This is a genomic window from Vibrio sp. Y176 (assembly GCF_033438945.1).
Window position 1 is genome coordinate 1 of sequence record NZ_JAWOQS010000658.1, and the last position, 651, is coordinate 651.

The following is a 651-nucleotide window of genomic DNA, read 5'->3' on the forward strand; positions in this document are numbered from 1 at the left end:
AGGTCGTTAATAAAACTGTTGAGTTTGCCAACGGTCGCATCCCCGTGATTGCCGGCACGGGTGCAAATGCAACCCACGAAGCCGTGACATTTAGCAAATTACTCGCGGATTCTGGTATCGCAGGTTTCTTGAGTGTGACGCCTTATTACAACAAACCAACACAAGAAGGTTTGTTCCAGCATTACAAAGCGATCGCAGAAGCGAGTGACGTACCTCTAATTTTGTACAATGTACCGGGTCGTACTGCCGTAGATCTGCAACCTGAGACAGTGGCACGCTTGTCAAAGCTTGATAATATCGTTGCTCTAAAAGATGCGACGGGCGATTTGAGCCGAATTGCACTTCACCGTGAACTTTGTGGCGAAGATTTTATCTTACTAAGTGGTGATGATGCGACGGGCTTGGAATTCGTGAAACTGGGCGGCAATGGTGTTATCTCGGTAACGAACAATATTGCAGCGAAAGACATGGCAGACATGTTCCATTTGGCAAGTGAAGGTAAATTCGAAGAGGCAGAAATCATTAACCAACGTTTGATGACTCTGCATAAAAACCTATTCGTTGAATCAAGCCCGATCCCAGTAAAATGGGCAGCGCATAAGCTGGGTTTGATTGAAGAAGGTGGCTTGCGTCTTCCTTTAACCGCACTTT

Annotated in this window: 1 protein-coding gene; it reads left to right on the forward strand. The window is 46.2% G+C overall.

Annotated elements, in window-relative coordinates:
- On the forward strand, positions 1-651 hold a 651-nt coding region (gene dapA, locus R7O13_RS27910), incomplete at both ends, for a 4-hydroxy-tetrahydrodipicolinate synthase (RefSeq protein WP_318305330.1).